The following is a 20,321-nucleotide window of genomic DNA, read 5'->3' as shown; positions in this document are numbered from 1 at the left end:
TCCGGGGGATGGTCTTTTTCGTCAGCATTTGTGATAAAATGGGGTTCTTAGCATCGATTCTTATACAGAAGAAGGCGCATGACCGTGAAAATTATTCGAGAAGCCTCCCTTGCCAAAAAGTCCATCGGCGCCGCCGTGCTGATTGTGCTGATTTTGGTGAATGCTTACATCCTTTCCCTCCTGCTGCCCGCCTTTAAGGAGCATCCTACCGTGAACGCGCAGGAGATCGCCGTTCCTCCGGTTCAGGCCAAGCAGATCTCAGGCAATGCATCAGCTACACCCGTTGCGCTCTCCGATGCCCGAGCCGAGGAGAAGAAGCCGCGAACGGAGCCGCTTCTGGGTCCGCCGGTTCCGAAAACCTATCCGCCGCCGACCAAACAAGCCGCGCTCACGTTCGATGACGGCCCGGATAGCAAATATACGCCGCAAATTTTAGATCTGCTGCGCGATTGGGACGTGAAGGCGACCTTCTTCGTCGTCGGGAAGCAAGTGAACAGTCATCCGCAGGTGCTGAAACGTATAGCCAAAGAAGGACACGCCATCGGCAACCACTCGTGGGATCACGCCGATTTGACGAAGGTGACGCCGCAGCATATGAAGCAGGAGATCGAATCGACGGACGATGCGATCGCCAAGCTGACCGGCATCGCACCGACACTGTTCCGCGCCCCCTATGGCGCTACGAACGAAGCGCTCAAGCATACGATCAAATCCGCGGATCGTCATTTGATCGACTGGAATGTAGATACCCGGGATTGGGCGGGCACGTCGCCCGAGGATATCTTAGAGATCGTCAAGAAAACCGTCAAGCCAGGCAGCATCATCCTGATGCACAGCTTCGGAGGCAGGGACGGCAATTTATCGAACACCGTAGAAGCACTGCCGCTCGTCATCGATTATTTACGCGAGAATGGCTACGCGCTGGTTACCGTTTCGGATCTGAACCGCAAGTAAGTGAGGAAGGCATCAGGCACTCATAGGTCAATTATCACTTTATTCAACCCCCATCTCGCGGTACACTATAGAAGACCCTTCCGCCGGAACTCCTACGCACACAGGAATTCCGGTTTTTGTTTTATACATAAAGTGAACCTAGTTCTTCGATTGATCGTCCAACAAAGTAGAGGTGTCCGCGGTGGAATCAGAAGCAAATTTTGAGTATCTGAAGTACTTGTCCAGCAGCTCCGACAGCAAAGCGATCGTCGCGGAGCTTATGACGGCCTATGGTAAGGATGTATGGAATTATGCCTACAGTATCACGCATAAGCGCGATCAGGCTGACGATATTACGCAAGAAGTATTCCTTAAGGTGTTCCGCAATCTGTACAGCTTTCGCTGTGAGTCCTCTGTGAAAACCTGGCTGCTCGCCATCACCCGCAACATGTCGCTGGACTACCGCCGATCGGCGTTTTTGCGCAAGGTGGTGCCTATCGGCTTCTCGCCTTTCGAGAGTGCAGGGGCGAGCGCTGCGGCTTCAGCTTCGGCTGAGGAGGAGGCTCTGGGGAAGATGGCACTAAGTGACACGTGGCGTCTGGTGCTCCAGCTGCCCGTGAAATACCGGGAGGTGCTGGTCCTGTTCGCGCACTATCAGCTGTCCATGAAGGAGATGGCGGAGGTGCTTGGCGTGAGCGAAGGCACGGTCAAATCGAGGCTGTTTCATGCGAGGAACAAAATTTCGAAGCTGAAGGAGAAGAAGACCCTTGGATCCGAAGGACAATGAGCTGCAAAAAGAGCTGGAAGGCGGCCCGTTCGGCCCCCAGGACGGCTTCTCCGAGCACCTGAAGCGGCGTATCGAGCAGCGCATCGACGAAGAAAGCCAGAAGCCGCGGAAGCCTCGTGTCGCTTGGCTCGCCAGTGTGAGCGCCGCTTTGGTGATGGCGAGCGCCGTGATTGTGTTCAGCCATTGGCAGAGTCTGATGGACGGACCTCTGGCTTTCGATACGGCCGCTTCAAGCACCGAGGCGCCTGAAGGCCATCCCCTCCTGCACGGCACCGTGCAGCAGCAGCCTTCCTTTCGCGCCGCGCTCCTGCTCGGCCTTCGCACGGATCAGCCGGGGCCGCAGCCAGGCGCAGAGTACAGCACCTACAGGACGCTGCTCATCGCCCCACAGGATGGCGGGCTGGGCAAGACCGCCGAGGGGGCCGGCATTTTGATGCCGTACAAGATGAACTTCTGGAGCATCGTGACGGAGAGCCACGAATCCGCTGGCGAGGAGACGCGCACGCTGGCGGCCTCCATGGCAAAGGCGCCCAGCGCCTCCGCACCAGCAGCGCCTGGCCTTAGCTCTCCGGCTGTTCCGCAGGCCAAGCCTGTGAAGGCGTCGGAGAAGCTGCTGTTTGCCGGGAACCGCTACCTCACGGTGGCGCAGAAGACGAACGAGGGGTCCCCGCACGAGTATGTTTGGGTTAAAGAGGTGGAGCAGCTCACCAGCCGGGAGCAGCTTTCTGACCCGCCGCTGCGGGAGCCGCATGTTTCGCTGCGCAGCCTGTTCGGCGATGCCGTCGCCTCTCCGGCGATGAAGCCGCTGCAAGTGCGCCTGCCCGGGGAGCCCCCATCGGCGACCCGCGATCAAGCGGGTGAGAGCTGGGCGATCGTGCGGAAGCAGGGGCACTGGGCCGCACAGGCGGCGGATTATACCGACGGCTCCCGCTACGAGCTGAAGGACCTGTCCTTGACGCTGCCCGCTTCGGTCGTAGCCCATGACCGTCTCGCCGCCAGCTGGGCGGACATAAAGCGGGTGCTGCCGAGCGCACTTGACGCTTTCTCCTCGCCGACGGAGGATATGGTCGCCATCGTATCCGAGCGGGACATCGCCGTTTATCCGTTTCACGGCGGCCAGCTCGCTTCCTCGGCTCCGCTGGTCACGATTGCATTAAACCGGAGCGAGACGGTTGTGATGGCCCAGTGGGCCTTGGATAACTACGTCGACGAGTGGAAGCGACGGGTTAAGGGCTTGTTGGAGGAAAAGTGACGGACTAAACTGATCCAGTCTGATGAAGTCTGATTTATAGTGATTTCTTCTTGTCATGCCTGTTTGCTTATAAGTTAAAAATAGGTTTATCGGGGGCAACCGATAAACCCTATAGTGACAATACGCTAGTGGACTCACCCATTTCGTGCAGTAACTTAAGAGTTAATGCGAAAAACCACCGTTAGGTCGCCAACCTTATGTACGGTGGTTTCTATTTCAACATTGTTCGACTCTACTGCATCCCACTCACTCCACCTTCAAATGCCCCTCAAACGACGGCTTCATCGGCACGATCAACACGTGCGTTTGCCCCGGCACCAAGGATATTTCACGGCCTTGATCGTAGTAGCGGACCGGATCGCTTTCTTTTTCCCGCTTCCACTGCACGTCCTTGACCTTCCCCTGCTGGAACAGCTTCGCCTGCCCCGTGCCGGTGAGCCGCACATCGAGCCGCCCCTCGTTATCGAGCACCTTATGGTCCGTCCCCATCACAATCACATTGGCGGCCGTCAGCTGCTCATTATTGTTCAAATCGATATGCTTCACTCCATTAATCGACCGCTTGTACAAATGGCTCGCCTCATCATAGGCATACGAAACCACATAGCTGCTAAGCAAAAAGGTGACATCCACCTTCTTCGCTCCCTGCGCCTGAGCCCCCATCGTCTCCACCGCCTCCGCATCGGTTGGGGCAAAACGAAACACCGGAGCATCCGAGCCGCTGCCGTTCAACCCTCGCTTAGCCATGCCGGCGTGGATTTTTTCCAGATTGGTGTACAGATTATGGGGCGCTTTGCGGAACGTCTCCCTCCAGAAGTACGGGCCCGCATTCGTAATCTCATCGAGCTCGTCAATCTTCTCCCGCTCCAGCTGAGCATAAGCATCCGGGCTGCCTCCGGCATGTACTTGAACGGCATCAAGCCCCTTGCCCATCTCGATAAAATAGGGACGAATGCTGCGCACAGGCCCAATCGGGTCCGCGAAGCTGCGGCTTTGGAACACGGCCACAATCCGCGTAATCTCTCCTTCAGCCAAGCATTCGTACAGCACATCCGCCTGCGTCAAGCCGCTCTGCGGCCGGGCCGACGGATGATTGTTGACCATCACCATGACGGGGCGGCCCACCGCCTTTTGCTTCAGCTCCAGCCCGGTCAGCGGAGCGCGATAAACGGCCGGCGCGGCGGGCGGAGGCTCCTGCTTGCCGCTGACGGCCTGCACGGGCGCCGTCGCGCCCGTTGTCGGCGGCGCTGCCGCATCGCTGCCCCGCTTCGGCAGCAGCTCACAGCCTGCGGCTGTGCAGGCCAAGCAGCCGGCCAGCAGCGCAAGCCGGCCGTTTCGCCACAGCCGGTGGAGTCCATGCTTATCGTGAGTTCGCTTCATCTGCATCGAAAAGGTTCACCTCAATTTCTGCTGCAACGGAAATGCGCTGTTCATTCATTGCTCGCTGCAGCGTTCTGCGTCTACTAATCTATATTCTAGCAGTCGCTTGTTTAGAAGCCTTTTTTCCCGATTTAGTGAAGTCCGTTGAAAATCGTTTAGAACAGAACAAAAACGACGCACCCCGCACAACACGGAATACGTCGTTCGTGAACCCATTGTTCACCGTTTCAAATACCGATCATAAGACGCCTGCTTGGTAGTGGAACAAGCTGGGTGTGTAAAGCGTTTTCAAATGACTATAAACATAAAGAGGCCGCCGGTTATCAACGCCCCAGCAGCCTCATCCAATTAGTGCTTATTCGATTTTACAGCTCCGCGAGCATCCCGCGAACTTGCTGAACATACTTGTGCAGCAGCTCCTTGGAGCCGTATTTGCAGCTGAAATCCTCAACGCCGAGATAGCCGTCATAGCCAACCGACTTCAAGTCGCCGAGCACTTGCTTCCAGTCCACAATGCCTTCCATGTTTGGCTCCCAATAGGAGGTCCAAGCTTGCGAGCCGTCCGCGCGGGTCTCGGTTTTCTTCCAGCCGGTATTCTTGATATGAACATGCGTCAAGTACGGACCGAGCAGCTCCAGTCCCATCCGGAAATTCTCATAACCTTCATGAATCATGTTGCCTGGATCGAACAAAACGCCGATATGATTCGGGTCAAAGCGGCTTACCAGACGATGAGCCAGGCCTGCACTTGGAGAGATCGTTTGGTGATGCGTTTCGATGATGCACTTCACGCCGTACTGCTTGGCCAATGCTTCAACGCCTTCAAGATAAGTAACTGCCCGCTTGAACAGGTCGTTGTAATTTTGCGTACGATCATAGCCCGGTACGCCGGCACGGATCATCTTCGCGCCGATCTTGCTTGCAACCTTAATGGCATGCTCGGTTTCGGTCAAATCGCACGCATTCAGGTACGGTGTTAAGCTAAGGGTTTCCAAGCCGTTCTCGCTCGCCGCGCGTGTGAACACCTCAAGCTCTGCATCCGTAGCGTTAGGATCGATCGAGCACAGGTTCCGGCGCCAGAAGGAGGGCTGTTCGTCTTTTGCATCCTGCGGAATTTCTTTAAAGCGCCATTCGATACCGTCCAGACCGGCTTCCTTCGCCGTTGCGGCCAGCTCAGCCGGTGTCAGATCCGGTGTAACTACTGTGAACACGGATAATTTCATGTACTTAACCTCCGATGATGTAATAGTAAAATCCTGTACTAAACTCAATTATAACAGGGATTGTTCACGTGAACAATAAATCACTAGCCGAACATCCAGCAGCCCAGGCTAAGCGATCCATATTGATATTCTTGATGAAGCAGCTTCGACTTTTTGCCTTTGGCGGCCGCCCCCATCGCGATGAATAGCGGTGCCAGATGATCCTCTGTTGGTGCCGCCTCCAGTGCGTAAGGCGCCCTGCGCCGGTAATCGAACAACGCCTCCAGATTCCATACCAAAAGCTGCTCGCCAATCCACCCATCAAACTCCATGGCCCAGTCTTCCACCTTCTGATGATCCCAATTCAGCCGCTGCGCATTATTGACCGTACCGCCGCTGCCCATGATCAGAATATTTCCCTCCCGCAGCGGTGCGAGCGATTTCCCGATGCGATACTGCTCCTCCGGCACCAGCTTCGGATTAATGGAAAGCTCCACCACCGGAACGTCCGCCGCGGGATACATCTGAGAAAGAACCGTCCATGCGCCATGATCTAGGCCTCGCCGGTCATCAATCGCACAGCCGATCCCTTCTGAACAGAGCAGCCTTTCAATCTCCAAGCTGAGTACAATATCCCCCTGCACAGGATAGCGGGTCTGATAGAGCTCCTCCGGGAAGCCAAAAAAATCATGCAGCGTCTCGGGATGCGCGACCCCTGCAATTTGCTGTTCGCTGCTGATCCAATGCGCGCTCAACAGGACAATCCCCCTGGGCTTCGGCATCGCGGCCCCCAAGTTCCGCAAAAATCCCGTATACCGATTCGGTTCCATCACCAGGCTAGGCTCCCCGTGCGCTAAAAAGATCGAAGGAAACATCTGCCCCTCCTCCTTAACCACATCAAAGTTTAACCTGCAGAATCATTCGTCATACATGTATTATACCTTCAACAACGGCTAGGAAATGCCTGCAATCGAAAAACAAAAACAGCGATCGAGTACGTCCACAACCACCAATGATCAGACCATAGCGTCTAGCCTATCGAAATCGGTTGCAAAAGCCTATATAGGTATGAATCGGAGTCGTATAAATATTTATGGTTCCAAAGTTTGAATCCATGGAATACAGCTTCCGTGCCATTTTTTGATATAAACGGTTCGTGTAAGCATTCACAGCTGAGGTAGGTATCCTTACCTCCTGTACCTGCGGATTGGCGTTCTGAATTTGTTCTGCCAGAACTTGCAAACCACGTATGAACATACGGGTATTCCGATACTCCTCCTTAAAATAGCTATTACCCAGCACAGCAATTTCTTTATGCTGATAACCTTCTTCCGCAAGTCCGAGCACAAAGCTTCCAATCCCTACAACCTCGTCTTGTTCATTTACAATGATAGCGGCTCTTCCTTGCTTCATGTAATTTTTGACGTCAAAGAGTGCTAGACTTACAGGATAATTCGGGACGACGGACGCTCTATGTTCAACATAAAAATCAGTAAATCTGCTCCAATGCCGAGTGTTGGCGCAGACAATAAATCGGATCACATCATCCACCTCAACTATATTTGATATGAATCGGAATTCATTCTTGAACTCGCTAGATTGATATTGTATATTTACCATAATTTGATAGAGGGGGTGAGTGAAATGGGAGCACCGGCCTGCAACCCGCCAATGGCAACTGAGATTACCCGTGAAGATGCGCAAGTGGATGACGAGGACAAGGAGTAACAACCAAGGCACAATATGGACCGGCAACCATGCCGGTTTTTATTGTTTTTTTAATGAACGTGAGGTATACCGAGCAACGTAGTACTTTAACTGTTCAAGTGACGTAACGTAATAGCTCAACATGCCGCATGGGTGCAGCCTCGTATTGTTCACGCTTGCGAATTTACTGAACAGGCTGTGATGCTTTTCTGTTGGGGTACAATAAAACCCGATTTCGCTGTTCGCTCGGAAACGTTCTGCAAGCTCCGCTGCCAAGGCGCTCATGGCTTCCGTTAACGAATTCCAGGCGCGGAAGCCGGCTTCAAGGAAGAGAAGATGCACTTCGATTCGGGTTTGATCCTCGGTTCCACTTCTTTTGCTAATCGTATACGCAAGAATACCTCTAACACACCCCAAGCGATCCAAGGCGAACAGGAGACCGTTATCGTTGATGGCGGTATAGATAGATGTCAGGATCGTACTCCACTTATAAGGAACACCCAGATCCTCCGCATGCCGGCATAAAAAACGAACCGCCGCCTCCCTCTTTTGCTCCGTATCCGCGATCGTCCATTGCTTCAACTAGCATCTCTCCCCTGCAGACGTGTTTTCAATGCGCCTTCAAGCTTTTCACGAATCGTCGGAAAGCGTTCCAGCAGCGGATGGAAATGATCATACGACAAAGACAACAACAAGCAAGGGGTTACCGTAATGACATGGGCCGTTCTTGGAATATGCTGCATGAGCGCGATTTCGCCAAAATGGTCACCATCTTCGAGGACCGCCACTTTGTGACGCTTTCCCTCTGCCGTATCGACGCATACCTCCACTTTACCTCTCGCAATCAAGTAAAATTTATCTCCGGTATCGCCTTGTGTAACCACCGTTGCCCCTGCATCACGCTGCTCTGTGACGAAGAGCCAGGCCATCTGCTCCAGCGCGTCTTGTTCCATTCCCTGAAAAAAGGGCAGCTTTCCCAGCCGATCTGCCTGCACCTGTGCATTGCTGCCTCCTTTGGAAAGCACAAATCCCTGCTGCTTCTCCCACATTTGGCCATACAAACCGCCGCGTTCGATGAGCTGTTCATGCGATCCCACTTCAGCTACCCGGCCGTTATCAAGAACGATAATACGATCGGACATCGCCGCGTAAGCCAACCGGTGCGTCACCGAAATAATGGCCCTGCTGCGGCTCAGCGACAAGATCGTCTCATTCACCGACCGCTCGGTTTCCGGATCAAGCGCAGAAGTGGCTTCGTCCAGAAATAAAATTTTCGGATTGCGCAGCAGTGCCCTCGCCAGAGCAATCCGCTGCCGTTGTCCTCCGGATAAATTATCTCCTTGGTTATGTATCATCGTCTCATAGCCATCACGAAATCCGACAATCGTATCATGGATTCCAGCCGCCCGCGCGGCCCCTTCGATCTCCTCTGCCGTTGCATCCGGCTTGCCGACAACCAAATTTTCCTTAATGGTAGCATGGAAAAGAATCGAATCCTGAAAGACGACCCCTACCTGCTGGAGCAGGCTTGAATACTGAACCTCTCTAAGATCATAGCCGTCGTACAGCACCGAACCGCTCTGCGGATCTGAAAATCGCAGCAAGAGCTGGAGCACCGTGCTTTTCCCTGAGCCGCTAGAGCCGACAATGGACGTATATCCGAGCGTCGGTATATCAAGATTCAGCTGCTGCAGCACGGGCTCACCTGGAACATAAGCAAAGGAGATATCTTTCAACGTGATACCCGAATGAACGGCAGGCAGCTCAGAGCCACCATGCTCGCTAACATCGGGCTCCCACTCCATCACCTGCTGTAAACGTTCCAGACTTGTGCGCGCCGACAAAAAATACGGCAGTACGGAGGCTAAGCCGAACATGGACTGGCCAACGGTAAAAAACACCGAATTGAAGGCCATAAATTCGCCAATCGATAGTACCCCATCAAACGTTAAATAACTGCCATATGCTAAAATAACAGCCGTCAAAATGGAAAGAGCCACCATCGGTACACGGTTCAGGTTCGAAGTGACAAAGCTTCTTTGCACACCTACCGAGAGCATCGACCGGAGATTCCCTTCCACCTTCTCCAGCATACTTTGGCGCAGATCAAACGCTCGAATGACCCGGTATGCCTTCATATTTTCGTCGATAGATCCGTTGAATTTCTCGAGATGTTTAAAATAAGCCTTGCCCAGCGCCAACGAGCGTGACTTCAACAATCGGTGAGGCACGAATAATAACATGGAACCGAAAAGAACAATCAAGGTAAGCCGCCACTCCATGGTGAAAAGAATGGACAGCCCCACGATCACGCTGGACACGGAAAGCAAACCGCCAGTAAACGTCTGGAGCACCGCAGATTGAATGGCCGGGATGTCATCGGAATACCTGGCCAGAAGATCGGCAATGCGAAACCGTTCATAAAAGCGATGAGATTGCAGCTGCATATGACGGAACAGCTTGATCCGTGAATCGAACAGAAACTTTGCCCCTACTCTAGCTTTGGCATAATCACCGGAAATACCTGCAGCAACATTGATCAATCCAAGCACTAGTAATGCACCAACAATAACAGCCAGAGCTTGGCCATCTCGCGGAACGATCGCTTTATCGATTAAATATTTATAACTTAGGGAAGATAAGTATCGAAACGCGATGTCGATGACGGCACCTAACACCATGACCAATAAGAGTAAAGGAGACGATCGAATGGTTGTGATTATATATTTCCAAAACATCTGGATCCATCCCCCTTCAGAGCATAACTGACTAACCTTCCGCTCACTTCTATATCAAAATGTACTGATAAAACTTCCTAAGATCAATAAAAATTTTAACTGCGATTGTTACAGCATACATAAAGAAAAAAAGGCAGCCCGAAGGCTGCCCTCTATCACCAAATTACAATTGCGGCGCAATCCAAGCTTCCAGATCCGCAAGCGGACGGAATCCAACCGCTGTACCTACTTCCACGCCGTCTTTAAACAGCTTCAGCGTAGGGATGCTCATCACCCCGTAGTTGCTGGCCGTTTCGGGGTTATCGTCGACATTCAGCTTCGCGATCGTTACCGATTCGCCGAGCTTCTGGCTGAGCTCCTCCAGCACCGGCGCGATCATTTTACAAGGGCCGCACCAAGGTGCCCAGAAATCCACCAGCACAACGCCCTCTTGAATCGCATCTTGAAACTTCGCATCCTGCACATTGATAATCGCCATTGTTATCGTCTCCTTATATGATAAAGTAGTTGCATGCTACATGAAAATTAATCGATGCTAACGCGTTTGCCTCTGAAGCGAGTGAAAGACTGCGGTCGAGCCGGCTTCCCATCGGAGGATAATGCTCCGCCTTCACCCTCGGCACCTGCCAGCTTCGTGCTGAGCTCCTCAAACCAAGCTTGGTCCCGGGTGGCGAGAGCCAGCTCGATCAGACTGCGAAGATCCTCGGGCTCGGAAGGCTCATAATCAGGCAGCTTCTCCAGCTTGGCAAGCTTCGATTGTACCAGCTGACCGACAGCGTCGTCGTGGTCGCTTTGAGTGACCCATACGTCCACTACGCCGTGCGAATCGATCGATTCGACATATCCAATCAAGCGTTCATCCAAAAAGGAAGTCCCCGATACCCAATCTCCTACCACTAACAGCTTCTTGCCATGTACTGTAGCCATTTTTTTCACCCTCCCCAATAAAACTGATACTAAAAAAGTGACAGTTAGCTTAAAAAAATTACGTCCTATCTTGCTGTACATCACGAATTCTGCCCAATACCTGTTGTATCGTAAGCTGCTGCAAAAAACCTAACAAATGCATTTCCGCCTCGGTAAAAATTTGACCCATCACATCGGCCATGTTGCAAGCGATCATGCACTCCTGCTCCGCATCCCCCGAGCACCAGCCCGGTTTAATCGAGCCGATCGAGGTCGCGCGATAAATCTCGGCCAGCGTTACCTGCGAAGGGTCGCAGCTAAGAATAAAGCCTCCGCCGCTGCCTTCCTTGGCCTTCACGTATCCAAGCTTGCGCAAGCACGCCATTACTTTGCGGACACGAGCCGGATGCGTGCAAACATTATGAGCGATCATATCGCTTGTGGCCATATGATCCGGACGGTAAGCCAGCAGCACCAGACTGTGAACCGCAATTGTAAATTCGCTATTCATCCAGTGTCCGCCTCCTTCCGATCTCATACTGTAATTATATTCGTAACAGTTACTTTTGTCAACAGCAGCTCCGCCTACGTATTCCCTTTAAATAAAAGGCCGCACTCCCCTCTCGGAGCCCGGCCTGTGCGTTACCGCTTGTTATTGCTTAATATCGTAGAACTTATACAAATCGTCCAGCATCAGGTTAGCCGCTTTTACGCCGCCAGCGGTGTTCCAGATCGCATCGTTCACCTGAGTCGCCTTGTTGCTTTTAACTACGTTCAAGTTTTTCCACATTGGATCGTTCATCCACTCTTTTTCCTGCTGATTGCCTTTGCCATCGCCGGTTTCATAAGTGAAGTAGAACATTCTATCCGCTTCTGCCTCCGGCAAACGCTCTTTAGTAATTTCGTCCGCGAAGGTCTCTTTGCTTGGCGAAGCCGGTCTAGCAATTCCGATTTGTTTGAAAATAACGCCTGTGAACGTATCCTGCTTATAAATTCGAGTTCTGCCTGGCATAAAACGTACAACGGATACGGTCTGCTTCAGCTTGTCGCCAGCCTTCGTCTTGAAGTCTTCGATCCGCTTATCAAAAGCGGCGATGACCTTGTCGCCTTCTTCCTTCTTGCCGAGCGCCTCGGCGTACAAGCGGTAATTATCTTTCCATTCGCCGCGGAGCGTTTCCGAGAATACGGTTGGCGCGATGGCCTTCAGCTGCTCGTATACTTTCTCTTGGCGCAGCTTGTTTCCAATGATCAGATCCGGCTTCAGCGAAGCGATCAGCTCCAGGTTCGGCTGGCCTTCCTCCCCAAGCACGGTAACGCCCTGCATATCCGCTTTAATGTGGTCATACCAAGGATTCCCTGTAAAAGATTTCACGGCCCCGACCGGCTTTACGCCAAGCGACAGCAATGCTTCTGTACCTTCATTAGTAAGGATGACAACACGCTTCGGATTCGCTGGCACTTCCGTTTCACCCATCGCGTGCTTTACTTTATGCAGTGCTCCTGCTTGAGCTGCCGCTGGTGCCGTGCTGCCGCCCACCTCTTGCTTAGGCTCCGCTGGGCCGCATGCCGCGAGTCCTACCGATAAGAACAATACCGCCGAAAGAAGCGCGGTGCCTTTGAACTTGAAGCTTTTGAAGAAAGACATAATGTGTTTATTCCCCCTATGTATGAATGAAAATAAAGATCTTCTTTTTAAGTAATGATAATGATTATCATTATCTCGTATATAGTAACGGCTTAAGTTATACCTTGTCAACACTAATTTGATAATGATTCTCAAAATCATTGACACATCAGAGGTGTTCCCCTAAAATAAAATGTAGTCATTCTTTCCTATCACTCACCGGAAGCAGGTTTACCTACATATGAAGAGCGCGTTACAAGCACCCACCACCAAATCAGCTGTACTGATCATCGGATTTGTCCTGCTGCTGGCGGCAATGGTTTGCAGCGTCATGTTCGGCGTGAAGAACTACTCCTTGCAAATGATCCAATCCGCCTACACTCAATTTAACGGCTCGAATGAGCATCTCATTATTACTACTTCTCGCGTCCCAAGAGCTCTGATTGCTGCCGTTGTCGGCGGAAGCCTGGCGGTTGCAGGCGCATTAATGCAGGCGATTACACGCAATCCGCTCGCTTCCCCAAGTATTTTTGGTGTGAATGCCGGTGCGGCGTTTGCGATTGTAGTGGCCGTTTCCTTTTTCAATCTGAGCGAACTGAAGGCCTTCACTTGGGTTGCCTTTCTCGGGGCGGCTGTCAGTGCAGGAGGCGTTTACTTTCTCGGCTCTCTCGGGCGTGACGGGTTAACTCCTATCAAAATTACCTTGGCAGGATCGGCAATGACCGCCTTTTTCGCCTCGCTGACGCAGGGGATCCTGCTTTCTAACGGCAAAGCCTTCGAGCAAGTGCTGTTTTGGCTGGTCGGTTCCGTAGCCGGTCGTACGATGGAAATGCTGCTCTCCGTTCTTCCTTATATGGTGATTGCACTCATCCTCGCGGTGATGCTGTCGCCGCATATCAACATTCTGGCTATGGGCGACGATGTGGCCAAGGGTCTGGGACAGCGCACGATACTGATCAAAGCAGCGGCCGCGGTTGTCATCGTGGCGTTAGCCGGCGGCTCCGTCGCTGTGGCCGGTCCGGTCGTGTTCGTCGGGATCATCGTGCCGCATATCGTGCGTTTTCTTGTCGGCAACGACTACCGCTGGATCGTCCCTTATTGCGCCATCGGCGGCGCTTTACTGCTCGTAAGTGCAGATGTCGGCGCCCGATTCATTGCGATGCCTAAAGAAGTCCCTGTTGGGGTGACCACCGCGCTGATCGGGGTTCCTTTCTTCGTGTATATCGCACGGAAAGGAGGCCAGCTCTAATGAAACAAGATCGCTATGTACCGATTCAAGGCAAGGGCTACTCGTTTTTGATCAGTAAAAAATCAATGACTGTCTCCTTCCTTCTACTGCTTGCTATGGTTCTTATTTTTATTATCAGTACAGGGATCGGCAGTGTGTTCATTTCGCCCCTCGAGGTTGTGCTTTCGATTCTGGGCCACGGTTCGGCTACCAGTGAGATGATCGTGCGCAACCTCCGCCTGCCGCGCGAGGTCGCGGCCGTGCTGATCGGTGCTTCCCTCGCCGTATCCGGTGCTATACTTCAGGGGATCGTGCGCAATCCGCTCGCTTCGCCTGACACGATCAGCACAACCGGAGGCGCAACGCTCGGGGCGGTATCGTTTTTCTTCTTTTTTTCGGCCAAGGCCAGCATTCAGTGGCTGCCCGTCTGTGCTATTCTCGGCGCCTTCATCGCCTCTTTCTTGGTCTACATCCTGGCTTGGAAGGACGGCGGGATTACCCCTCTGCGGCTGGTGCTGATCGGAATTGGTTTCGCAGCCGCGCTGAGCTCGGTTTCCTATATGATGATGATTTCCGGACCGATTGTTTTGGCGAACCAATCGATGACCTTTATGACCGGCAGCATCTATGGTGTATCTTGGGCGAAATCGATTGCTCCTCTGCTGCCGTGGGTAATCATCTTGCTGCCGCTTGTGTTTATTATGGCGCGGCACTTGAACATTCAAGAGCTGGGCGACGAAGTCGCCATAGGCGTCGGCGGCGCCGTACAGCTGCAGCGCTTCGTTCTGCTGCTGCTGAGCGTGGCGCTTGCGGGAGCTGCGGTCGCGATCGGCGGTGCGATCGGCTTTATCGGCTTGATGGCTCCGCATATGGCGCGCAGGCTCGTTGGCCCCGCTTTCGGAAGCCTGCTGCCGGTGTCCGCGCTGATCGGCGCGATCGTCCTGCTGCTGGCCGATCTGGCCGGCCGGGCACTGTTCCCGCCGCTGGACATTCCAGCCGGTGTGTTCACCGCTTGCATCGGCGCACCGTTCTTCGTTTACTTGCTGTACCGCAGCCGCAATCGATAACCTACGATATAACTTGCATGGGAGGATTCACCCGATGATGAAGAACTGCGATGATTGCCAGAATGCCATTCGCTCCAATAACCTTTGCCTCCGTTACGGAGATACAACCATATTCGATAGCCTAAACCTCTGCATCCCGCAGGGAAAAATCACGGTCTTCATCGGCGGCAACGGCTGCGGCAAGTCGACGCTGCTGCGTTCGCTGGCCCGCCTTCTGAAGCCGCATGGCGGCCAGGTCGTGCTTGACGGCAGCGATATCGCCGGGCTGTCCACCAAAGACGTGGCGAAGCGTCTCGCCATCCTGCCGCAAGGCCCCACAGCGCCAGAAGGGCTGACCGTGCTTCAGCTCGTGAAGCAAGGCCGCTACCCGTACCAGAACTGGCTGCAGCAGTGGTCCAAGGACGACGAGCGCATGGTGCGCCGCGCCCTGGAGCTGACCCACATGGCCTCGCTGGCCGATCGTACGGTTGACTCCTTGTCAGGCGGACAGCGACAACGCGCTTGGATTGCCATGACGCTGGCTCAAGAAACTCCGACCATCCTGCTGGATGAGCCGACAACCTACCTTGACCTCGCCCATCAGATCGAGGTGCTGGATCTGCTTCATGAGCTAAATGTGCAGGAGCAGCGGACGATCGTCATGGTCCTGCATGACATCAACCTGGCGTGCCGCTATGCGCATAACATCGTAGCCGTGAAGGAGCGCAAGGTGTGGGCGGAGGGCTTCCCACAAGAGGTCGTAAACGAGCAGCTGATCCGTGATGTTTTTGATCTGGATTGCCGCGTCATCGAAGATCCGCTCTTCGGCACGCCGATGGTCGTTCCGTTCGGAAAGGGCAAACGGCCGGAGCTTCAAGCAGCTCCCGAACTGCTGAAAGCAGCCAAAGTCTAACCATCGCAGACGCATAGGGGGAGGGTATTGTTACCACCCCCCTTGTGACTTGCCTACGAAAACTGGATATGTTAAGATATGTTTAACCATGATATGAAACCTGGACTCACATATTGTAAAGGGTTATCATTTGTGCGAATGGAACCTTTTCCAATGTGTGATTTTTTTATTTGCTTCAAGGAATAAAAAGGAACATGTTAATAAACTTTTGGAGGTAATTCACAATGCAACAAGGTACAGTGAAATGGTTTAACGCAGAGAAAGGCTATGGCTTTATCGAAGTTGAAGGCGGCAACGATGTATTCGTTCACTTCAGCGCAATCCAAGGCGACGGCTTCAAGACTTTGGACGAAGGCCAACGCGTAGAGTTCAACGTGGTTCAAGGCAACCGCGGACCACAAGCTGAGAACGTTGTAAAACTGTAATCTCAGCACATGAAACAGCCCCCGACCATTTGGTTGAGGGCTGTTTTTTTGTGGGCTTCTAGTGGTTAGAAAGGCTTCAATGTCATCAAGATAATAAGGATAAAGACCGAGGCTCTAGCGATGTTATCTAGCTTGCTGATCTGTATGGCGACCGGCAAATACCCGTCCGGCAAGGTGTCGCTATCCTGCTGCTCCAGCATGGCATATAAGGCTTGGGCTCGCTTCGGAATCATGTAAGCGACGATCGGCTGAACTGCGAGATATAGCGCTAACGCGATGATGTACCAGATCTGGGAGAATAAGCTCGGATTCAGAATGCCCAACACCAGGCCTGAAATCAGCAGTGTGATGCTTCCGATCTTCGCGTATTTTTCCACGTCTTTAGCTGTCTCTAAGGCCTGCTTCGCTTTGAGTACGGTCGTTCCTTTTTTCATGATGGACGGGTTGGCAAACACCGCACCTAAGCTGCACACAGCGGATAGAATATGAACCACCAAAATAATGCCGTAAAACGTCATTGCTAGACAAACCCCCTTAGCCCAATTTTTCGACCTTATTTTATCATATGCCGACCCGAAATTGGTAAAATTAAGCAATATTTAACGAATCGAAACCTTTCTGGGCGAACTTCCCTGCTTAACGCCCCCCATTTCAGGGGACATTAGGAGCGTTTGGAGAAAGGGGGCATCAAGCGTGCATAGCATCACGTATTACATTAAGCAACATTGGCATTCCGGGGTGTTAATCCTGGGTGCGGTGCTGGCGTTGTTGATCGTGTATAAAGCGTGGGACCGGATTATGGTGAAAAGCAGCGGACGAAAATAGCGAGACTTAATTCAGTAAGCCGCTAAATAAATAAAAAAGCAGACCCTAACCTTGGTTACGGTCTGCTTTGTCATATAGGGGCGCTTAATGCTACACCAGCGCTCTTTTCGCGATATCCGTGCGGTAGTGCTTGCCTTGGAAGCGAATGCGATCCGCATCGGCGTACGCCTTCGCGCGAGCGTCGGCGATGTCCTTGCCCAGCGCGGTGACGCCAAGCACACGGCCTCCGTTCGTGACAATCGCTCCATCCTTTAATGCTGTACCGGCGTGGAAGACGATCGACTCCTGCACCGTATCCAGCCCCTCAATCGGCAGCCCTTTCGGGTACGAGCCCGGGTAGCCTTCGGAGGCGAGAATGACGCATACAGCGGCCTCTTCGCTCCACTCGATCTCCATCTGGTCCAGACGGCCGTTCACGGCAGCCAGGAAAATGTCGAGCAGATCGGTCTTCAGCCGCGGCAGCACAACTTGCGTCTCAGGATCGCCAAAGCGCGCATTGAACTCGATCGTCTTCGGACCGTTCGGCGTGATCATCAGGCCGGCGAACAAAACGCCGCGGAACGGACGTCCTTCCGCTACCATTGCTTTGGCGGTTGGCTTGATGATCGTCTCGATGGACTCCTCGATGACGGACTGCGGAATATGCGGCAGCGGCGTATACGTGCCCATGCCGCCGGTATTCGGCCCCTTATCGTTGTCGAACACAGCCTTGTGGTCCTGTGCAGGCACCATAGGCTTCACCGTTTCCCCATCGACGAAGGAGAGGATCGACATCTCCTGCCCGGTAAGGAACTCCTCGATCACAACCTGATTCCCCGAATCGCCGAACACTTTGACGACCATGATGTCATGCAGCGCTTTTTCTGCTTCTTCGAGCGATTGCGCGACTACCACGCCTTTACCCGCCGCAAGACCGTCCGCTTTAATCACGATTGGCGCTTGCTCCTGACGAAGGTAAGCTATTGCAGCTTCGTAGCTGTCGAATGATTCATAGGCTGCGGTCGGGATGTTATATTTTTTAAACAGCTCTTTGCTGAATACTTTACTGCTTTCGAGAATCGCCGCATTTTGACGAGGACCGAAGACGGGAATGCCCTTAGCCTCCAGATGGTCAACAATGCCTTCAGACAACGGATCATCCGGTCCAATGACCACCAAATCGATCGTATGGTCGATTGCGAACTGCGCGATCTCTTCAAATTGATTCACCTGATAAGGCACACATTCAGCTAGCCCGGCGATCCCGCCGTTCCCTGGAGCGCAGTACAGCTCTTGAATTTTCGGGCTCTTCTTCAGCGCCCAGCAAATCGCATGCTCGCGGCCTCCGCCGCCCACTACCAATACTCGCACGTTCCGCTCCTCCTATTCCTTGTTCACGACCAGCAGCTCAGCCGCTCCGTCTGCCAGACGAATGGTTTTTACGAGCAGCGCGATTTTATTCTCATCGTTGAGTGCATTCCAGTAAGTGTTCGCGATCTGCTCCGCATCATCAACCAGCGGTACCAGCTGCGGCTCGCCTTGGAACGAAGGCAGCGGGTTGCCGTCGCCTGCATAGGTATGGATGCAGTGACCGAAGCCCGGAAGCGCTTGTTCATACGTGTACGTGTGGCGCAGCGTTTGATCTTCCGTGTTGCTGCTGGATTTCAGAATGGACAGCTTGTACGCAAACTGGCCGTCCTTCAAATCCACGATCCCGCTGATGCGCGGGGTAAAGTTCGGTGCGTCCGGCTCATACGTGCGGGTGGCCAGTGCCGATTCGAAGCTGCCGCCTTGCTGAAGCGCTGCATGAATCGTATCCGTTTGATCCCCGTTGGTCACGATATGGGCGCCGTTCACATGCTTCACCGGATAGTAGATGATCAGCGACGGATCGGTCAGCTTGGCCGGATCCTTCGCCTCGGTGCGCAGGAAGCCGTTCGCTTCTTCGATGAACACGCGATTGCGGCTGTTTTCGCTGCGGCCCATAATCCAGTACACCTGTACGAGACGCGTGCCGTCCGGTGTTTGACCGATAATGATCCCGCGGCCAGGATATACGTTGTCTTGCAGGCTTTTCAAATATTGCTCCGCTTGCGCGGCTCTTGTCGTAGTCACTGCTGAACCCTCCCCGAATTGAAAAAACAAACTGCTGCAGTTTCTAAATGGCTTTGGCGCAGCGTCTCTTAGTGATGGAACAAGCGAACGCCGGAGTACGACATCACCATGCCGTAATCGTTAGCGGCCTTAACGACTTCCTCGTCGCGCATCGAGCTGCCCGCTTGAACGACATACTTCACGCCGCTGCGGCTGGCCCGATCGAGATTGTCTCGGAACGGCAGGAACGCGTCGGAGCCGTACGATACGCCGGTCAGGTTGTTCAGCCAGGCACGTTTCTCTTCGCGAGTCAGACGGGCAGGCACTTCATCGAAACAAGCTTCCCAAGCGGCTTGTTCCACTGGCGTGACCTCTTCTTCCAGCCACAGGTCGATCGCGTTGTTTTGCTCTGCTCGGGACAGGCCTTGGCGGAATTTCATGTTCAACGCTTGCGGATGCTGACGCAGGAACCAACGGTCCGCTTTGTCTCCAGCGAGGCGCGTACAGTGAATTCGAGACTGCTGCCCTGCGCCGATGCCGATCGTTTGACCGTCCAGCGTGTAGCAGATGGAGTTGGATTGGGTATATTTTAACGTTACGAGTGCGATTAAAAGGTCACGCTTAGCGCTCTCCGGCAGATCCTTGTTTTCTGTTACGATCTTGTCCAGGGCGCTGGCATCGATGACAGCGTCATTACGCTCTTGCTGCATCGTCAGACCAAACAGCGTGCGGGACTCGACTGGGTTTGGTACATAGTCCGGATCGATCTGAAGCACCAGGTAGCCGCCGTTCTTCTTCGCCTTGAGAATCTCCAGCGCCTCATCCGTGTAGCCAGGGGCAACGACGAGGTCGGATACTTCGCGCTTAAGCAGCTGCGCTGTGGAGGCATCCACGATATCGCTGAGCGCAACAGCATCGCCGAAGGAGGACATCCGGTCCGCACCGCGGGCACGCGCATAAGCGGTCGCAAGCGGCGACAGCTCCAAGCCGTCGACGAAGTACGCTTTTTTCAGCTCAGGCGTCAGTGGAGCAGCAACTGCAGCCCCTGCCGGGCTGACATGCTTGAAGGAAGCAGCCGCCGGCAAGCCGGTAGCGCGGCGAAGCTCGCGAGCAAGCTGGAAGCCATTGAGCGCATCCAGCAAGTTGATGAAGCCCGGATCGCCGTTCACGACTTTGATTGGAAGCGGCCCGTCGCTAAGCAGCTTCGCTTGTTTTTGATGCGGGTTCATACCGTACCGGAGCTCCAGCACATTCGTTTGGTTCGTGGTCTGGCTCATTTAAT

Annotated in this window: 22 protein-coding genes; 8 read left to right on the top strand and 14 right to left on the bottom strand. The window is 53.5% G+C overall.

Annotated features, from left to right (window positions below; genetic code table 11):
• Positions 1 to 84: 84 nt before the first annotated feature.
• The 3 genes from FPZ49_RS26340 (at position 85) to FPZ49_RS26330 (ending at position 2,972) form a co-directional block, all read left to right on the top strand.
• Positions 85 to 954, top strand: coding sequence for a polysaccharide deacetylase family protein (locus FPZ49_RS26340; RefSeq protein ID WP_261381636.1), 870 nt, complete (start codon positions 85 to 87; stop codon positions 952 to 954).
• A 181-nt stretch (positions 955 to 1,135) separates the two neighbouring features.
• Positions 1,136 to 1,720 (top strand): RNA polymerase sigma factor, encoded by a 585-nt coding sequence (locus FPZ49_RS26335; RefSeq protein ID WP_261381635.1) that lies wholly within the window; start codon positions 1,136 to 1,138, stop codon positions 1,718 to 1,720.
• The gene (locus FPZ49_RS26330) at positions 1,701 to 2,972 is read left to right on the top strand and encodes a hypothetical protein (protein WP_144852784.1); all 1,272 of its coding nucleotides are present in this window, start codon (positions 1,701 to 1,703) and stop codon (positions 2,970 to 2,972) included. Before FPZ49_RS26335 ends, FPZ49_RS26330 begins: the two co-directional genes overlap by 20 nt.
• Positions 2,973 to 3,218: 246 nt before the next feature.
• Here the strand turns inward: FPZ49_RS26330 and FPZ49_RS26325 are convergent, their stop codons facing one another.
• From FPZ49_RS26325 to FPZ49_RS26280, 10 genes are all read right to left on the bottom strand, one after another.
• On the bottom strand, positions 3,219 to 4,358 hold the full coding sequence (locus FPZ49_RS26325; protein WP_261381634.1) for a DUF3048 domain-containing protein: 1,140 nt from the start codon (positions 4,356 to 4,358) through the stop codon (positions 3,219 to 3,221).
• 359 nt (positions 4,359 to 4,717) lie between these two features.
• Complete coding sequence (locus FPZ49_RS26320; RefSeq protein WP_144852782.1) at positions 4,718 to 5,575, bottom strand: sugar phosphate isomerase/epimerase family protein; 858 nt, start codon at positions 5,573 to 5,575, stop codon at positions 4,718 to 4,720.
• Positions 5,576 to 5,658: 83 nt separating this feature from the next.
• Positions 5,659 to 6,429 carry a dioxygenase family protein gene (locus FPZ49_RS26315; protein WP_144852780.1) on the bottom strand — a complete coding sequence of 257 codons (771 nt, stop codon included), beginning with the start codon at positions 6,427 to 6,429 and terminating at the stop codon, positions 5,659 to 5,661.
• 160 nt (positions 6,430 to 6,589) lie between these two features.
• A complete protein-coding gene (locus FPZ49_RS26310; protein WP_144852778.1) occupies positions 6,590 to 7,096 on the bottom strand; it encodes a hypothetical protein in 507 nt (168 codons plus the stop codon).
• 225 nt (positions 7,097 to 7,321) lie between these two features.
• On the bottom strand, positions 7,322 to 7,843 hold the full coding sequence (locus FPZ49_RS26305; protein WP_144852776.1) for a hypothetical protein: 522 nt from the start codon (positions 7,841 to 7,843) through the stop codon (positions 7,322 to 7,324).
• The gene (locus tag FPZ49_RS26300) at positions 7,840 to 9,999 is read right to left on the bottom strand and encodes an ABC transporter transmembrane domain-containing protein (protein ID WP_144852774.1); all 2,160 of its coding nucleotides are present in this window, start codon (positions 9,997 to 9,999) and stop codon (positions 7,840 to 7,842) included. Before FPZ49_RS26300 ends, FPZ49_RS26305 begins: the two co-directional genes overlap by 4 nt.
• A 163-nt stretch (positions 10,000 to 10,162) precedes the next feature.
• Positions 10,163 to 10,477, bottom strand: coding sequence for a thioredoxin (gene trxA / locus FPZ49_RS26295; RefSeq protein WP_144852772.1), 315 nt, complete (start codon positions 10,475 to 10,477; stop codon positions 10,163 to 10,165).
• Between the two features lie 47 nt (positions 10,478 to 10,524).
• Entirely contained in the window at positions 10,525 to 10,926 is a 402-nt protein-coding gene (locus FPZ49_RS26290) for an IDEAL domain-containing protein (RefSeq protein WP_144852770.1), read from the bottom strand.
• A gap of 58 nt (positions 10,927 to 10,984) precedes the next feature.
• A complete protein-coding gene (locus FPZ49_RS26285) occupies positions 10,985 to 11,416 on the bottom strand; it encodes an RrF2 family transcriptional regulator (protein WP_144852768.1) in 432 nt (143 codons plus the stop codon).
• 141 nt (positions 11,417 to 11,557) lie between these two features.
• Positions 11,558 to 12,550, bottom strand: coding sequence for an ABC transporter substrate-binding protein (locus tag FPZ49_RS26280; protein WP_144852766.1), 993 nt, complete (start codon positions 12,548 to 12,550; stop codon positions 11,558 to 11,560).
• A gap of 220 nt (positions 12,551 to 12,770) precedes the next feature.
• Between FPZ49_RS26280 and FPZ49_RS26275 the strand changes: the two genes are divergently transcribed.
• The 4 genes from FPZ49_RS26275 to FPZ49_RS26260 all read left to right on the top strand — a co-directional run bounded on the left by FPZ49_RS26275 (position 12,771) and on the right by FPZ49_RS26260 (position 16,141).
• Positions 12,771 to 13,778: a FecCD family ABC transporter permease gene (locus tag FPZ49_RS26275; protein WP_144852764.1), complete on the top strand. Its 1,008-nt coding sequence runs from the start codon at positions 12,771 to 12,773 to the stop codon at positions 13,776 to 13,778.
• On the top strand, positions 13,778 to 14,824 hold the full coding sequence (locus FPZ49_RS26270; RefSeq protein WP_144852762.1) for a FecCD family ABC transporter permease: 1,047 nt from the start codon (positions 13,778 to 13,780) through the stop codon (positions 14,822 to 14,824). Before FPZ49_RS26275 ends, FPZ49_RS26270 begins: the two co-directional genes overlap by 1 nt.
• A 34-nt stretch (positions 14,825 to 14,858) precedes the next feature.
• Positions 14,859 to 15,716, top strand: coding sequence for an ABC transporter ATP-binding protein (locus tag FPZ49_RS26265; protein ID WP_315899207.1), 858 nt, complete (start codon positions 14,859 to 14,861; stop codon positions 15,714 to 15,716).
• A 224-nt stretch (positions 15,717 to 15,940) separates the two neighbouring features.
• Positions 15,941 to 16,141, top strand: coding sequence for a cold-shock protein (locus tag FPZ49_RS26260; RefSeq protein ID WP_144852760.1), 201 nt, complete (start codon positions 15,941 to 15,943; stop codon positions 16,139 to 16,141).
• A 65-nt stretch (positions 16,142 to 16,206) separates the two neighbouring features.
• Here FPZ49_RS26260 and FPZ49_RS26255 read toward each other — a convergent pair whose 3' ends face one another.
• Entirely contained in the window at positions 16,207 to 16,659 is a 453-nt protein-coding gene (locus FPZ49_RS26255; protein ID WP_144852758.1) for a DUF2269 family protein, read from the bottom strand.
• Positions 16,660 to 16,834: 175 nt separating this feature from the next.
• On the opposite strand from FPZ49_RS26255, the gene FPZ49_RS37055 reads away from it, so the two are divergent.
• Positions 16,835 to 16,966, top strand: coding sequence for a hypothetical protein (locus FPZ49_RS37055; protein ID WP_261381633.1), 132 nt, complete (start codon positions 16,835 to 16,837; stop codon positions 16,964 to 16,966).
• Between the two features lie 90 nt (positions 16,967 to 17,056).
• Here the strand turns inward: FPZ49_RS37055 and purD are convergent, their stop codons facing one another.
• From purD to FPZ49_RS26240, 3 genes are all read right to left on the bottom strand, one after another.
• Positions 17,057 to 18,316 carry a phosphoribosylamine--glycine ligase gene (gene purD / locus FPZ49_RS26250; RefSeq protein WP_144852755.1) on the bottom strand — a complete coding sequence of 420 codons (1,260 nt, stop codon included), beginning with the start codon at positions 18,314 to 18,316 and terminating at the stop codon, positions 17,057 to 17,059.
• A gap of 12 nt (positions 18,317 to 18,328) precedes the next feature.
• Positions 18,329 to 19,060 carry an IMP cyclohydrolase gene (locus FPZ49_RS26245; protein ID WP_144852753.1) on the bottom strand — a complete coding sequence of 244 codons (732 nt, stop codon included), beginning with the start codon at positions 19,058 to 19,060 and terminating at the stop codon, positions 18,329 to 18,331.
• Positions 19,061 to 19,128: 68 nt separating this feature from the next.
• Positions 19,129 to 20,316: a phosphoribosylaminoimidazolecarboxamide formyltransferase gene (locus FPZ49_RS26240; protein WP_144852751.1), complete on the bottom strand. Its 1,188-nt coding sequence runs from the start codon at positions 20,314 to 20,316 to the stop codon at positions 19,129 to 19,131.
• Positions 20,317 to 20,321: the final 5 nt, after the last annotated feature.

The organism is Paenibacillus cremeus, from assembly GCF_007786445.1.
Taxonomy (GTDB): Bacteria; Bacillota; Bacilli; order Paenibacillales; family NBRC-103111; genus Paenibacillus_G; species Paenibacillus_G cremeus.
This window is presented reverse-complemented; position numbering and strand designations above follow the sequence as displayed.

Coding starts and splice junctions, on each gene's coding strand:
- FPZ49_RS26285 (WP_144852768.1), bottom strand. CDS start 11,416: ATGAATAGCGAATTTACAATTGCGGTTCACAGTCTGGTGCTGCTGGCT.
- FPZ49_RS26290 (WP_144852770.1), bottom strand. CDS start 10,926: ATGGCTACAGTACATGGCAAGAAGCTGTTAGTGGTAGGAGATTGGGTA.
- FPZ49_RS26280 (WP_144852766.1), bottom strand. CDS start 12,550: ATGTCTTTCTTCAAAAGCTTCAAGTTCAAAGGCACCGCGCTTCTTTCG.
- FPZ49_RS26320 (WP_144852782.1), bottom strand. CDS start 5,575: ATGAAATTATCCGTGTTCACAGTAGTTACACCGGATCTGACACCGGCT.
- FPZ49_RS26260 (WP_144852760.1), top strand. CDS start 15,941: ATGCAACAAGGTACAGTGAAATGGTTTAACGCAGAGAAAGGCTATGGC.
- FPZ49_RS26240 (WP_144852751.1), bottom strand. CDS start 20,316: ATGAGCCAGACCACGAACCAAACGAATGTGCTGGAGCTCCGGTACGGT.
- FPZ49_RS26270 (WP_144852762.1), top strand. CDS start 13,778: ATGAAACAAGATCGCTATGTACCGATTCAAGGCAAGGGCTACTCGTTT.
- FPZ49_RS26265 (WP_315899207.1), top strand. CDS start 14,859: ATGATGAAGAACTGCGATGATTGCCAGAATGCCATTCGCTCCAATAAC.
- FPZ49_RS26255 (WP_144852758.1), bottom strand. CDS start 16,659: ATGACGTTTTACGGCATTATTTTGGTGGTTCATATTCTATCCGCTGTG.
- trxA (WP_144852772.1), bottom strand. CDS start 10,477: ATGGCGATTATCAATGTGCAGGATGCGAAGTTTCAAGATGCGATTCAA.
- FPZ49_RS26275 (WP_144852764.1), top strand. CDS start 12,771: ATGAAGAGCGCGTTACAAGCACCCACCACCAAATCAGCTGTACTGATC.
- FPZ49_RS26315 (WP_144852780.1), bottom strand. CDS start 6,429: ATGTTTCCTTCGATCTTTTTAGCGCACGGGGAGCCTAGCCTGGTGATG.
- FPZ49_RS26325 (WP_261381634.1), bottom strand. CDS start 4,358: ATGCAGATGAAGCGAACTCACGATAAGCATGGACTCCACCGGCTGTGG.
- FPZ49_RS26300 (WP_144852774.1), bottom strand. CDS start 9,999: ATGTTTTGGAAATATATAATCACAACCATTCGATCGTCTCCTTTACTC.